This is a genomic window from Mesorhizobium loti (assembly GCA_014189435.1).
GTDB classification, from domain to species: Bacteria; Pseudomonadota; Alphaproteobacteria; order Rhizobiales; family Rhizobiaceae; genus Mesorhizobium; species Mesorhizobium loti_G.
In genome coordinates, this window is the sequence record CP050293.1 from 1,645,664 (window position 1) to 1,659,571 (window position 13,908).

Consider the following 13,908-nt stretch of genomic DNA (forward strand, 5'->3'; position numbering starts at 1 on the left):
GCTGCCGTTGAACCCGGTTCAACGGTTGTTCTGCCGCAGCCCCTATTCCAGACGGCTTCGCTGCCGTTGAACCCGGTTCAACGGGAATTCTGCGGCAGCCCCTTGTTCCCGGCGGCGTCGCTGCCGGCGTCAACGGGTGTTCTGCCGCAGCCACTTGTTCCAGGCGGCTTCGCTGCCGTTGAAGACATTGATGTCGGCCTTGCCGGGCATGCCGGGAATGATGCCGGTTCCGGTGTACTGCCAGAAGGTGAAGGGGTGGCTGCCGTATTTCTCACGCGGATGGCCGGCGACGGAGCGCAGCCAATAGGGATAGCCGCGGAAGCTCGACAGTTCGTTGTCGTCGAAGAAGTCGACCGAGGTGTAGATGATCGGCTTCTTGCCGTAGTGGCGTTCGACGATTTCAAGGAAGGTGGTCATCTCCGCGCGCACCGTGGCGGCGTCGGGACGCAGCCTGCAGGTCGGCGATTGCGGGTTCCATTCCATGTCGAGAACCGGCGGCATTGCCGAGCGATCGACAGGGACGTTGCGGATGAACCAGCGCGCCTGCACGGCGGCCGGGGTGCAGAAATAGTAGAAATGGTAGGCGGCGCGCGGGATCCCGTTCGCCTTCGTGCGGGTCCAATGCTCGTTGAAATACTCGTCGAAACGGTCGCCGCCCTCGGTCGCCTTGATGAAGGCGAAGGAGATGCCGCTGGCCCTGGCCGCCGGCCAGTCCACCGAGGTCTGGTATTTGGAGACATCGGTGCCGTGGACGGCATAGTTCCAGGGCGCGCCGCTTTCCCACTCATGCGGCTTGGAATCAGCGAAGCGCGGCGCGCGCACGGCAACCGTCGGGCTGCTCGACGCGGACGGCGACAGCGGCGAGAGATCGTCCACGGTCGAGCAGGCGCCAAGCAGTGTCAGCATGAAAAGGGCCGCAAGACGACGCATCGCAAATCCCGAGCCGGATTCAGCCGGTCGCTGATGGGTCTGTGCACTGATGCCCGCCGCCTGGTCGAGCCCCCACCAAGCGATCGCCCCACGCATCGCTCAGCACATCCTGTGATCGCCGATCATGGTTGATAATCAGTTGACGGCGCTCGACAAGCACCATGATTTGCGGAAGCAATGGCGGCAAATCGATGACATAAGGCTCAGGCGAGAGCCTGGGAGGAAACAGATGCGGTTTGTCGTCAAGATCGTCAAATGGCTGCTTGGCCTGATCGTGCTGGCGATCGCAGCACTTTTTGCCTGGCTTTACATCGCGCCGCCGGAATTGATCCGTGTCGGCTCCGGCTATTCGGCCAAGATCGTCTGCTCGAACGTCTTCATCGCCGGCCGCGACGCCAATGAGGTGCTCGCCGTCGACGTGCAGGCGCCCGGGCACCCCGCTGCTGCGGCTGATGCGGGTCTCGGTGGACAAGAACAGGGGAACGGTCTCGGCCGGCCTGCTTGGCTTCCTCGGCAAGAGTGTCGCCGTCGCCCGTGATGGCCTGGGCTGCGCCTCGGTTCCCGATGGCGATGTCGGCAAGGTACGACGCACGGCGATCCATGCCGAGCCGTCGGCAGCCACCATGGGCGATCTGTGGCCGGAAGGCGAGCGGGTCGAGGCATCGCAGGATCCGGTGATTGCCAAGCTGCTTGACGATGCGGCGCTGAACGGCACCGGCATGCGCGCGGTGGTGGTGGTCAAGAATGGTCGCGTCGTCGCCGAGCGCTATGGCGATGGTTTTTCCGCCAAGACGCCGCTGCTCGGCTGGTCGATGACCAAGACGGTGAACGCCGCCATCCTCGGCACGCTGGTCAAGGACGGCAAGATGGCCATCACCGACAAGGGGCTGTTCGGGCCGTGGAAGGCGGATGGCCGCACTGCCATCAGCCTTGCCGACATGATGGCGATGTCGAGCGGGCTGGAGTTCAACGAGGATTATGGCGACGTCGCAGACGTCACGCGCATGCTCTACCTCGAGCCTGATATGGCGGGCTTTGCCGAAGCCAAGCCGCTGGCGGCCGAGGTGGGCAAGGTGTTTTCTTATTCGAGCGGCACGGCGGTGATGCTGTCGCGCCTCTGGCAAGACGCGATCGGCGACAAGGCCAAGGCGCTGACGTGGCCGCGCACCGCCTTGTTCGAGCCGCTTGGCATGCACAGCGCAGTGCTGGAGACCGACGAGCAGGGCACCTTCGTCGGCTCGTCCTATCTTTACGCAACCGCGCATGACTGGGCGCGCTTCGGCCAGTTCCTGCTGCAGGGTGGGGTGTGGAACGGCAACCAGATCCTGCCGGCAGGCTTCGTCGACTGGATGCGGGAGCCGGCACCGGCTTCGAAAGTCTACGGCAAGGGCCAGTTGTGGATCGAGGCCCCGGGCGATGAGGAAAACCCCGGCGCCGGAGTTGCCGCGGGCCTGCCCAAGGATACCACCTGGATGGAGGGACATGACGGGCAGACGGTCGCCATCATTCCCTCGGAGCAACTGGTGGTAGTGCGGCTGGGGTTGACGCCGGCCAAGCTCGGCTATCGGCCGCAGACGATGGTGGGGGCGCTGGTCAAGGCGCTACACTAGAGCGGTTCACCGTTTCACGGAAACGGCGGACCGCTCTAACTCATTGTTTTGACGCAATTCCCAAGGGAAAGCGCTATGCGCTTTTCCCGGGAAAACCTAGAAATTGAATGGTCATGATCCTAGCAGGCGTTAACCTGTCTGCAGGACCAACCTCCGCCATCGGTGTCGTGGCAATCTTCATAGCTCCCGTAACACATATTTGTTGAATTACGATACCAGGGATAACCGCCAGGACAGCAGACATCCTGCTGCGCAGTCTGAAGAAGTTGTTTTGTCGGTCGGCTTTGTTTTTCCGTATTGCCAGAGTATGAAACATTCCACTTAATTGGCATATTCAAGCTCGAGTTGCTCATTGCAGACGAGCTCAAAGAAATCATGCAAGAAGCCAATGAAAAGAGTCCCCGCGCACTCATGTTCTCCTCCTTGAGGGAAATAGAGACGGGCTGATATACCATTTTTCATGCGTTGCGTCGATTGTCCTGGACAGCTGCCAAGGCCTCGTCATGACAACGCGGCGCGATCAACCGATACACGCGGTGGCGCGGCTGGGCTGACGCGGCCAAGCTCGGCTATTGGCCGCAGATCGCCGCAAAGTGTTGTCTATGCTGCTGTCGCCAAAGGCTTGGCGCGATCAACCCGCGCCCGCTCGTCGGGCGAGTTCATGACCTGCCAAAGATCGCTGCGGCGCTGTACGTTCAACCAGAAGTCCGGGCTGTTGCCGAATACCCGCGCCAGAATGAGCGCGGTCGCCGCCGTCACGTTGCGGCGGTCGTTGCACAATTCGTTCACATGCTTGCGCTGGACCCCCATCGCCTCGGCCAAAGCCTGCTGCGTCAGGTCGAGCGGCTGCATGAATTCTTCCGTGAGAATTTCGCCAACCGTTGCTGGCTTGCGTGCGGTCATCAACATGTCTCACCTCACCTATAGCTGTGGTCGTCGAGATAGATGTCCGACGCCTCACCGCGGCCGCCGTTCCAGTGGAAGACCAGCCGCCATTGCTTGTTGACGCGTATCGAATGGAAGCCTTCGAGATTGCCGCGCAGCTTCTCGAAATGGTTGCTGGGCGGCACACGCAAGTCCTGATCGATCATCGCGTCGTCAATCATCTGGAGCTTGCGGAACAAACGGCTTTCGAGGTCGGACGGAATGTTGCGAGAATGGGTGTCTTCCACAAAGAAGGCCCGCAGCCATTCATCCCTAAAGCCGACGATCATCACATGCTTCCATGCATGTGAGATAATGTACCGCTCCTGGGGTCATATGGCAATGCAAATCCAACGGATTGCGGCTGCCTCGCCGTCGCATGCCTTTCCTGCGGCAATATTCAGATGGCGATCCCGATCACCGCCAGCCAGGCATAACCGCGATAAAGCGTGCGGAAACGGAAGCTTGCGCCGGTTCGCCGGGATCCCGATTCCAGGACCTCGCGCAGCGATTCACGCGGCGCGACGTGGAACTTTTTCAGCCAGCCGCGCAGCAAGGTCCGGAACCAGCCGGGCAGGCCTTCCTGCTGGCCGAAGTCGACAATGTGCAGCGAACCGTTCGGCGACAGAGCGGCAAGTGCCGCCGATACAGTTTTTTCCCAGCCGGGGATCATCGACAGCGAATAGGACACGAAGACGCGATCGAAGCCATTGCGTCCGAACAGCGCCTTGGCATCGAATGCCGTGGCGTCGCCCTGGGCGAGCGTGACACGATCGACCAGGCCTTCGCGGGCAATCGCAGCGCTGGCCGTCTCCAGCATTTCGGTCGAGATGTCGAGGCCGTAGAAGCGGGCGTCGGGATAGCGGCGGGCAGCCAGGATGATGTTGCGCCCGGTGCCGCAGCCGAGTTCAAGCACGCTGCCGCCGACAGGCACGTCGAGGCCTGATATCAACCGGTCGCGGCCAAGCAGGTAGTATTTGCGGGTCAGGTCATAGATGTGGCGCTGCCAGCGGTAGACGCCGTCCATCAGTTCGGCATGATTGGCCTTGAATTCGGGGCTGGCCGGCAGCTCGGTGGTGCTCATGCGGCGCGCTTCACATAGAGGTGGAAGCCGCCATAGATGGCCGAGCGGTCGCGGGCCGAAAATTCCCGCGAAGCCTCGTCCTGATAGTCCCACTGGTCAAGCAGCGAGCTGGAGACGCGGCCCGGCAACAGGCTGGGCTCGGCGGCGGTGCGGAAGATGACGCGGGCGCCGGCCGAAGCGGTGCGGGTGATTTCCGCCCACAGGGCGTTGAGCTGGTCATCGGTCATCCAGTCCTGCGCATCGAGCAGGACGAAGCGGTCGACCGCGCCGGCGTCCTTGCCGGCGAGGAATTCAATCAGATTGGCGTGGTGGATGGCGACGCGGTCGACATTGCCGCGGATGGTCTCGTAATTCTGTTTTTCGAGGTAGGCGGGCAGGGCGGCCTCGCCGGGGTTCGGATAGCGTCGGGCGAAGGCCTGCCAGGCGAAGTAGTTGTTCTCCAACGGAAAATCGCAAGCGAGCTTTTCCAGCCGGGCTTTCAGCACACTGGCCATGGTGCCATCACCGGAGGTGATCAGCGAATCGTACTGCGCCGGTGGAATGCCGAGGCCGAACAGCGAGGCCTTTCGCGACGTCGCCCATTTCAAAAGCTTCTTGTCGAAGACCGGCGCCAGCTCCTCGTTGAAGAAGCGGCGCTGCTCGCCGATGTTCTTGGCCTGCATGATGCCGGCGGGGTCGACGCCAAAGAATTTTCCCGTGCGGTGGCCCATGGCGATGAACAGGCCGAGCAGGCCGGTCTGGTAGAAATTGCGGTCGAAAACGGCGATGCGCCTGGCGCCACGCCAGTTGCGCCGCTCCCAATAGTGACGGCTGACCGGATCGAGATGCGGCGCGATGAAACGGTCGTAGGCTGCCGAATTGTGGCTGGTGTCGGCGGCGCCGAAGAAGCGGAACAGGTCGCCCTGCGAAGGCAAATGGCGTACCGCCTCCAGCTTCATGCGGTTCAGCGCGATGTGCGCGGCGTTGAGGTCGACGGCGTCGACCCGTGCCGGCGAGCGGGTGAGGTAGGCCAGGATGTTGCAGCCGCCCGAGGCGATGGTGACGACGCGGTGACCCTGGCCAAGCTGCATTGCCTCCATGTCGACATCAGGGTCTTCCCAGATCTGCGGATAGACGAGGCCGGAAAACAGGAAGGCGAACAGCCGCGCTGAAATGCCGGCCTTCGACAGCGGGCGGTTCTGGTAGACGGCCTTTCCAACTTCCTTGCCGCGGCGAAAAACCAGATCTGCGGAAACGTCCGTCATGGCAAAGTGATTCCCCATTTGCTTTGCCGCAAGCGGGTAGCGCTCAGCGATGACAGATGGATGACAGCAGCCGGCTTGCGACTCATGGAAGTGTAAGCGCGCAAGATCATTTGGCACCTCCACGCAACTTCACTTGGTACCAATTCGCGCACTTCCATTGGAAGGGTGCCAGATGGCTTTGCCACGCTCTGAGGTGTAGATGCTCTTCTGTTCGTTCTAGGGGAGCCGATTTTCTTGACTACATTGGAACTCGTTGAGCCGCGACCGCTCCCCGAAACAGCAACCAAGACACTCGCCTATCGCCCAGAAGTGGACGGCCTTCGGGCCGTCGCCATTGTGCCCGTGCTGTTCTTTCATGCCGGTATTGGTGGCTTCGCCAACGGATATCTTGGCGTAGACATTTTCTTCGTCATCAGCGGTTACCTGATTACCAGCCTGCTGTGCGATGAGCGACGTCGGACCGGAACCGTATCAATTCTTGGTTTTTACGAACGCCGTGTTCGCAGGATCGTGCCTGCCCTAGTCTTCGTTGTGGCCTCAACCACCGTTGGTGCATGGTTCCTGCTGACGCCTATTCGGATGGAGGAATTCGCAGGCTCCGTGGTCGCCACCTTCACTTTCAGCGCCAACTTCTGGTTCTTGGCGCAAACCCACTACTTTTCTACTGCGGCAGACCAGCAGCCCTTACTCCATCTCTGGAGCCTGGGCGTCGAAGAGCAATTCTATGTGCTGTTCCCGCTGCTCATTCTGCTCACTATCAGAGCGTCAGACCGCACGCTCGCGTTCGGGATCGCTGGGCTTGCGGCGGCTTCCCTGATGTTGGGGCAGATAGTTTCAATGATGTCGCCCGACGCGGCGTTCTATCGCCCTGACACCAGGGCATGGCAACTCCTCATCGGGTCGGTTTGCGCATTCGTGACAATCAAGAATGTCCCATATCGGGAGACGGTTTCGATCTTCGGCATCGCGCTAATTGGTCTTTCCCTGTTTGTACTTCCAGGCCCGGTAGCGCCGAATTTGCTTTCCGTGCCTATATGTCTCGGAACTGCTTTTGTGCTTGTGTCAGCCACGGCTAGGAGCGGCGTCGGCCGAGCACTGGCGGCGCCAGGAGTTACCAATATCGGGTTGATTTCCTACTCGTTGTATCTTTGGCATCAACCGCTGCTAGCCTTGGCTAGAATTCAGCATATGGGCGCGCTCTCGCCAGCAATGTCATTCTGGATTTTGCTTGTCAGCGCCATATTGGCGATCGCCACGTGGCATTTTGTAGAGGCACCCTTCCGCAACCGAGGGCGATTCGGTCGAGCGTCGATATTTGCGGCCGGAATAGCCGCCGCAGTGGCGCTCATCGGCTTTGGAACCGGTGGTAACGCGACGGCAGGATACTCCTTTCGGTATGGTGAACTTGCCGCCAAATATTTTGAGGCTGTGGGTGTCATTGACGATCAAGGCAGCACGCGAAGCAAGGCGATCGGCATGGGAGTGTGCCATTTCCGCGCGGACATGAGCCCGCCAATCGAACAGTTCCTTCGCGATTGGAAATGCACCGGATCGGGCGAAGGTGCGTCAATTCTCGTGATCGGTGATAGCCACGCCGCCGACAAGGCCGCCGCTTTCAAGCTCAATGGCGTCGATGTTGCCCAGATGACCGGTGCCGGGTGCTCAGCGGCTCCAAGCCTCATGAGTGCGGACTGCCGCCGGATTTTTGATTGGGTCAAAGAGTACGCCAAAACTCACAGAATCCTCGCTCTCGTCATCGCGAACATGCAGTTCCCGAACGTTATCTACACGCCCGAGCGGATCGATGATGCGCTGCGATTTTGGCAGCCAGTGGGTGGCCGGATATTCTGGTTCAGCGATATGCCGCAGTTTGTCGACATCGAAGATTGGAAGGCGAGGAATCTCATTGCCAACGGAGACGCTTCGAAAGGCGCCATTCCGATCACTCTCGCGGAGGCGAAGAGCAGTTTTGACACCATGCACAGCAAGGAAAACGGGCGCTTCACGACAATCGATTCCAAGCGACTGTACTGCGCCATATCGGAACAGAATGACTGCGCGCCCTATCTCGCCGGCCAAGGCTGGCTGGCAACAGCGGGTGGCCATCTTTCAGCCGTGGGCGCCTACCTCTTCGGTCGCCAGCTTCTAAGCGATCCCGATATCAGCCTAGATATTCGACGCCACTAGGGAAAAGGCGTCGATCTCATCTGGTGTTGGCCCGGGTGCTGCAAAACCCGCTTGCATCACTCCCTTACCGCCGCCAAGTGCCGCGTGATCTTGCGCGTTGCAGGAACAGCTCACCGCCGGCCAAATCCCCCCGGCGTCGGCGTCGTCAGGATGACGGCGTCGCCGGCCTGCAGCACGGTCTGGTCGCAGGCTTTCAGCATGTCGATCGTGCCGTCCTTGCGGCGGACCTTGGTCGAGCCGACCTCGCCATCGCCGCCTCCGTCCAGCCCTTGCGGCGGCCGGTTGCGGTGCGAGGAGAGGATCGCGCATTCCATCTTTTCCAGGAAGCGGATGGTGCGCCTAGTGCCGTTGCCGGCGCTCCATTTGCCCTTGCCGCCTGAGCCTTCGCGGATGTGGAAATCCTCGAGCATTACGGGAAAGCGCAGCTCCAGCACCTCGGGATCGGTGAGGCGCGAATTGGTCATGTGGGTGTGGACGCCGGAGGTGCCGGCAAAGCCGCGGCCGGAGTTCATCTGGCCGGCCGGCGAGCCGGAGCAGATCGTCTCGTAATATTGGTATGTCTTGTTGCCGAAGGTCAGGTTGTTCATCGTGCCTTGCGCATTGGCCATGGCGCCCATGGCGCCGAACAGCGCGTTGGTGACATGCTGCGAGGTCTCGACATTGCCGGCAACGACGGCGGCGGGGTAGGCGGGTTTCAGCATCGAGCCGTCGGGAATGATGATGTTGATTGGCCTGAGGCACCCGGCATTCATCGGGATCATGTCCTCGACCATGACGCGGAAGACATAGAGCACGGCGGCGCGGGCGACGGGTTCGGGCGCGTTGAAATTGTTCTTCATCACCGGCGAGGTGCCGGTGAAGTCGACGGTCGCCTCGCGCTTATTTCGATCGACCGTGATCTTCACCTTGATAACTTGGCCGGTGTCGGTCGGGTATTCGTACTGTGAACTGTCGGGTAGCCGCTCCAGCACGCGGCGCACGCTTTCGGCGGCATTGTCCTGGACATGGCCCATATAGGCCTCGACGACATCGAGGCCGAAATGCGTGACCATCTTGCGCAGTTCGGCTACGCCCTTCTCGTTGGCGGCGATCTGAGCCTTGAGGTCGGCGATGTTCTGATGCGGATTGCGGGCCGGGTAGCGATGATCGGTGAGCAGCGTTTCCAGCTCCTTCTCGCGGAAGCGGCCACGGTCGACGATGCGGAAATTGTCGAACAGCACGCCTTCCTCGTCGACCGTGGTGGCAAGCGGCGTCATCGAGCCGGGTGCCGTGCCGCCGATATCCGCATGATGGCCGCGCGAGGCGGCCCAGAACAGGATTTCGTGTTGGATATCGTCGAAAACCGGCGTCACGACAGTGATGTCGGGCAGATGCGTGCCGCCATTGTAGGGCGCGTTGAGGGCAAAGACGTCGCCGGGATGGATGTCGCCGGAGTTCAGCCGGATGATGGTTTCGACCGAACGGTCCATCGAACCCAGATGCACCGGCATGTGCGGCGCATTGGCGACCAGAGCACCGGTGCGGTCGAAGACGGCGCAGGAGAAATCCAGCCTTTCCTTGATGTTGACGGAATAGGCGGTGTTCTGCAGCGTCACGCCCATCTGCTCGGCGATCGACATGAAGAGGTTGTTGAAGACCTCCAGCATGACCGGATCGGCCTCGGTGCCGAGCGCTGCCTGCCGGCGCTTTTTCTCGACGCGGCGCAGGAGCACATGGTTCCTGGCGGTGATTTCGGCCTGCCAGCCCGGCTCGATGGCGATTGTCTGGTTCGGCTCGATAATCAAGGCAGGACCCGCAACCCTGTTTCCCGGCTTCAGCGCCTCGCGGCGAAAGACGCCTGAAGCGCGCCACTCTCCCTCGGTGAAGATTTCGCGGGTCTGCGAAGGATTTACGGCAAGGTCTTCGGTTTGCGATTCAGTTTCGTCGCGGCCGGTGCCGCCGGTGTCGGTGCCTTCGACGCCGACGGTCTCGACGATCATTGGCTTGTCGTCGTAGACGAAACCGAACTGCGCCTTGTGGGCGATCTCGAAATCGCGCTTGGCCTGGAAAATCGAGTCTGCCTCGAAATTCACCGGCAGTGTCGTGTCGGTGCCGTCATAGCGAATGTGCAGCACCGGCTTCGCGGCAACCGTATCCTCGGCGATGCCTTGCGCCGCGAGTTCTGCGACGACGGCCTTTCTCAGGATGGCGATGAGGTTGCCGATCTCCGTTCTGGACTCTTCGGCAAGCGGCTTGAGCAGCGCCTGCTGGCGCGAGGCGAAGACCGAGGACAGGCCGATGCCATAGGCCGACAGCAGCCCGGAGAAGGGATGGATCAGCACCGCCTCCATGCCGAGCGCGTCTGCGACCAGGCAGGCATGCTGGCCGCCGGCGCCGCCGAAGCAGTTCAGGAGATATTCGGTGACGTCATAGCCGCGCTGGACTGAGATCTTCTTGATGGCGTTGGCCATGTTCTCAACGGCAATGGTGACGAAGCCTTCGGCGACAGCCTCGGGCTCACGGCCATCGCCGATTTCGGCGGCAAGTGCCGCAAATTTTGCCCGCACCGTCTCGACATCGAGCGGCTGGTCCTGGCCGGGTCCGAAAATGGTCGGGAAGAAATCGGGCTGCAGTTTGCCCAGCATGACATTGGCGTCGGTGACGGCGAGCGGTCCGCCGCGCCGGTAGGCGGCAGGGCCGGGATTGGCGCCAGCCGAATCCGGACCGGCCCGGAAGCGGCCGGCCTCGTAATGCAGGATCGAGCCGCCGCCGGCGGCGACGGTGTGGATGCGCATCATAGGCGCGCGGATACGCACGCCGGCGACCTCGGTGTCAAAGGCGCGTTCGTATTCGCCGTCATAATGGGCGACGTCGGTCGAGGTGCCGCCCATGTCGAAGCCGATGACCTTGCCGAAGCCGGCGAGCTTCGCCGTCTCGACCATACCGACAACACCGCCGGCCGGTCCCGACAGCAGCGCGTCCTTGCCCTGGAACATGTCGGCAGCGGTGAGGCCGCCCGATGACATCATGAACATGAGATGAGGGGATTGGCCAATCTCCCCCCTTGTGGGGGAGATGCCCGGCAGGGCAGAGGGGGGCGTGACAGAATGAGGCGTAGGCGGGACAGCGCCCCCCCTCTGTCGGCTTCGCCGACATCTCCCCCACAAGGGGGGGAGATTGGCGCTACGCCCAGCTCTCCCGCCACCCTTTGCACATATCGCGACAGGATCGGCGACAGATAGGCGTCGACCACCGTGGTGTCGCCGCGGCCGACCAGCTTGATCAGCGGCGAGACCTCATGGCTGACCGAGACCTGGCTGAAACCAAGTTTGCGGCACATTTTTGCCACCGCTTTCTCGTGGTCGGGATATTTCCAGGCGTGCATGAAAACGATGGCCACGGCGTCGATGCCATCGGCCCTGGCCTGTTCGATCGCCGGCCGGCAGGCGGCGATGTCGAGCAATTGTTCGACACAGCCGTCGGCGCGCACGCGCTCGTTGATTTCGATGACGCGCTCGTAGAGCTGCTCGGGAAGGATGATCTCCTTGGCGAAGATGTCCGGGCGCGCCTGATAGGCGATCTTCAGCGCATCGCGAAAGCCCTTGGTGATGAGCAAAAGCACGCGGTCGCCCTTGCGCTCCAGCAGCGCATTGGTGGCGACCGTGGTGCCCATCTTGATGTCGCCGATCAGGCCGGGCGGGATCGCGTCGCCGGAGGACAGACCGAGAAGGTCGCGAATGCCCTGGATAGCGGCATCGGTATAGGCTTCGGGATTTTCGGAGAGAAGCTTGCGCGGGTGCAGCCTGCCTTGCGGGTCGCGGCCGATGACATCGGTGAACGTGCCGCCGCGGTCGATCCAGAAATCCCACTTTATGGTCATGCGGCATGCTCCCGGCATTTTTGTCGATGCAATCTGTTAGTTCGCAATGGCTTGGCCGGCAACGGCCATGCGCATGATGTTACATGCGGACACGCAACGTTACGAAACCCATGGCTACCTGATGCATTTCCTCTTCGAGCGTTCACTGTAACGTGAGCGTCTGTTGAAGGAGAGATGTTATGAAAAAGCTCATTCTTGCGTCCGTTTCCGCGTTGGCCTTGCTTGGCGTTGCCGCCTGCAGCGACAGCGGCAAGGATAACACCACCACCCAGAGCACCAACCCGCCGGCCGCCGAACAGCCGATGAAGCCGGCAACACCTGATGCACCGAAGCCTGCCGAACCGGCTCCGGCAACACCGGCTCCTGCGCCCGCGCAGTAGTTGAGTAAGCAGTACTTCGTGTGATGAATGAGAAGGGCCGGCCCACGTCGGCCTTTCTCATACTGTCCAAGCGCCGCGACCACATCCCTCGTTGGCGTCGGACCGATTTGTCGCGCAAAGCCTGCGGCACTGTCCCGGCTTGATAGCTGGGAGCGGTGGCACTAAGAAGCAGGCCATGTCGATTTGGGATCGCCTCGGCGAGTTCATCACCCGCGTTTCATCTTCAGCCTCGTCGGGTGTCGCCGATGTCGTCGAGGCCGTGCGCACGGTTTTCTCCGGCGATGCGGATCTGCGCCGGCGTGTCGCCTTCTCGGTGGCCATGATCGCGCTGTCGGCCAAGATGGCCAAGGCCGATGGCATCGTCACCCAGGACGAGGTGCGCGCCTTCCAGGAAATCTTCGATGTGCCGCCGAAGGAGACGCGCAATGTGGCGCGGCTGTTCGATCTCGCTCAGCGCGACGTGGCCGGTTTCGAGACCTATGCCGAGCGGATGGCGCAGATGTGCGGTTCCGGGCATTCCAACTGCGTGATGCTGGAAGACATACTCGACGGCCTGTTCCACATCGCCAAGGCCGACGGCCTGGTGCATGAGCACGAAGGCCTCTTCCTGCACCGCATCGCCGAGATTTTCCGCATCGACGAGGCCCATTACGAGAGCATCATGGCGCGGCACGTCAATCTCGGCGCCGGGGATCCCTATGTCGTGCTCGGCATCGAGCGCGGCAAGCCGTTCGAAGAGGTCAGGAAGCGCTATCGCAAGCTGGTTTCCGACAATCATCCGGACCGGCTGATCGCGCGCGGCCTGCCGCAGGAATTCATCAAGATCGCGACGACCAGGGTGGCGGCGATCAATGCCGCCTATGAGATGATCGAGCGGGGCCTGCGCCACGCATGAGCGGCTTCCTGCCCGACGAGCCACGTGCCGAGGTCAGGGTATCGCCGAATTTCGGTCCGCGGCGCGACACACTCAAGCCTGATATGATCGTGCTGCACTACACCGGCATGGCGACCGGCGCCGGAGCCGAAGCGTGGCTGTGCGATCCGGCGAGCGAGGTCTCGTCGCATTATCTCGTGCATGAGAACGGCCACATCGTGCAGATGGTCAGGGAAAGCGACCGCGCCTGGCACGCCGGCAAGAGTTCGTGGTTCGGACGCGCCGACATCAATTCCTGTTCGGTCGGCATCGAGATCGTCAATCCGGGACATTCGCTGGGCTATCCCGGTTTCCCCAGGCGGCAGATCGATGCGGTGGTCGGGCTGTGCAAGGGGATTGCCGGTCGGCATTCGATCGCCGCCGAGCGTGTGCTGGCGCATTCCGACGTGGCGCCGGGGCGCAAGATCGACCCGGGCGAGAAGTTTCCGTGGCGGACGCTGTTCGATGCCGGTGTCGGCCATCTCGTGGCGGCCGCACCCGTCCGGCGAGGAGCCACGCTGACAGCTGGCGACGCCGGCGGCGATGTTGAGATGTTGCAGTCGATGCTGGCGCTCTACGGCTATGGCGTCGAGATATCGGGCATTTTCGACCGGCAGACAGAGATCGTCGTCGGGGCCTTCCAGCGGCATTTCCGGCCGCGCAAGGTGGATGGCGTTGCCGACGGCTCGACGCTGCGGACGCTACAAAGGCTGCTTGCTTCCATAAGGTCCTGACCTCCGGGAGGCCTCTCCCAAGCAATCCTTCCAATCCTTAAAT

At 61.8% G+C, this 13,908-nt stretch carries 9 protein-coding genes and 2 pseudogenes; 5 read left to right on the top strand and 6 right to left on the bottom strand.

The window, feature by feature from the left end; genetic code table 11:
* Positions 1-129: 129 nt before the first annotated feature.
* Positions 130-930, bottom strand: coding sequence for a glycoside hydrolase family 25 protein (locus HB777_07955; GenBank protein ID QND68708.1), 801 nt, complete (start codon positions 928-930; stop codon positions 130-132).
* Between the two features lie 229 nt (positions 931-1,159).
* On the opposite strand from HB777_07955, the pseudogene HB777_07960 reads away from it, so the two are divergent.
* Positions 1,160-2,540 (top strand): annotated as a pseudogene (locus HB777_07960) (serine hydrolase).
* A gap of 600 nt (positions 2,541-3,140) precedes the next feature.
* On the opposite strand, the gene HB777_07965 reads toward HB777_07960, so the two are convergent.
* The 4 genes from HB777_07965 to HB777_07980 all read right to left on the bottom strand — a co-directional run bounded on the left by HB777_07965 (position 3,141) and on the right by HB777_07980 (position 5,843).
* Positions 3,141-3,449, bottom strand: coding sequence for a HigA family addiction module antidote protein (locus HB777_07965; GenBank protein QND63842.1), 309 nt, complete (start codon positions 3,447-3,449; stop codon positions 3,141-3,143).
* 8 nt (positions 3,450-3,457) lie between these two features.
* Positions 3,458-3,754 (bottom strand): type II toxin-antitoxin system RelE/ParE family toxin, encoded by a 297-nt coding sequence (locus HB777_07970; GenBank protein QND63843.1) that lies wholly within the window; start codon positions 3,752-3,754, stop codon positions 3,458-3,460.
* Positions 3,755-3,864: 110 nt separating this feature from the next.
* A complete protein-coding gene (locus HB777_07975; GenBank protein QND63844.1) occupies positions 3,865-4,548 on the bottom strand; it encodes a class I SAM-dependent methyltransferase in 684 nt (227 codons plus the stop codon).
* A complete protein-coding gene (locus tag HB777_07980; GenBank protein ID QND68709.1) occupies positions 4,545-5,843 on the bottom strand; it encodes a DUF3419 family protein in 1,299 nt (432 codons plus the stop codon). Before HB777_07980 ends, HB777_07975 begins: the two co-directional genes overlap by 4 nt.
* 183 nt (positions 5,844-6,026) lie before the next feature.
* Between HB777_07980 and HB777_07985 the strand changes: the two genes are divergently transcribed.
* Positions 6,027-7,979, top strand: coding sequence for an acyltransferase (locus HB777_07985; protein QND63845.1), 1,953 nt, complete (start codon positions 6,027-6,029; stop codon positions 7,977-7,979).
* Between the two features lie 110 nt (positions 7,980-8,089).
* Here the strand turns inward: HB777_07985 and HB777_07990 are convergent.
* Positions 8,090-11,838: pseudogene (locus HB777_07990) on the bottom strand (5-oxoprolinase).
* 179 nt (positions 11,839-12,017) lie between these two features.
* Here HB777_07990 and HB777_07995 point away from each other — a divergent pair.
* From HB777_07995 to HB777_08005, 3 genes are all read left to right on the top strand, one after another.
* Positions 12,018-12,218: a hypothetical protein gene (locus HB777_07995; GenBank protein QND63846.1), complete on the top strand. Its 201-nt coding sequence runs from the start codon at positions 12,018-12,020 to the stop codon at positions 12,216-12,218.
* A gap of 175 nt (positions 12,219-12,393) precedes the next feature.
* Complete coding sequence (locus HB777_08000) at positions 12,394-13,113, top strand: DnaJ family molecular chaperone (protein QND63847.1); 720 nt, start codon at positions 12,394-12,396, stop codon at positions 13,111-13,113.
* A complete protein-coding gene (locus HB777_08005; GenBank protein ID QND63848.1) occupies positions 13,110-13,865 on the top strand; it encodes an N-acetylmuramoyl-L-alanine amidase in 756 nt (251 codons plus the stop codon). Before HB777_08000 ends, HB777_08005 begins: the two co-directional genes overlap by 4 nt.
* Positions 13,866-13,908 lie beyond the last annotated feature (43 nt).

Coding starts and splice junctions, on each gene's coding strand:
- HB777_07955 (QND68708.1), bottom strand. CDS start 930: ATGCGTCGTCTTGCGGCCCTTTTCATGCTGACACTGCTTGGCGCCTGC.
- HB777_07965 (QND63842.1), bottom strand. CDS start 3,449: ATGTTGATGACCGCACGCAAGCCAGCAACGGTTGGCGAAATTCTCACG.
- HB777_07970 (QND63843.1), bottom strand. CDS start 3,754: ATGATCGTCGGCTTTAGGGATGAATGGCTGCGGGCCTTCTTTGTGGAA.
- HB777_07975 (QND63844.1), bottom strand. CDS start 4,548: ATGAGCACCACCGAGCTGCCGGCCAGCCCCGAATTCAAGGCCAATCAT.
- HB777_07995 (QND63846.1), top strand. CDS start 12,018: ATGAAAAAGCTCATTCTTGCGTCCGTTTCCGCGTTGGCCTTGCTTGGC.
- HB777_08000 (QND63847.1), top strand. CDS start 12,394: ATGTCGATTTGGGATCGCCTCGGCGAGTTCATCACCCGCGTTTCATCT.
- HB777_08005 (QND63848.1), top strand. CDS start 13,110: ATGAGCGGCTTCCTGCCCGACGAGCCACGTGCCGAGGTCAGGGTATCG.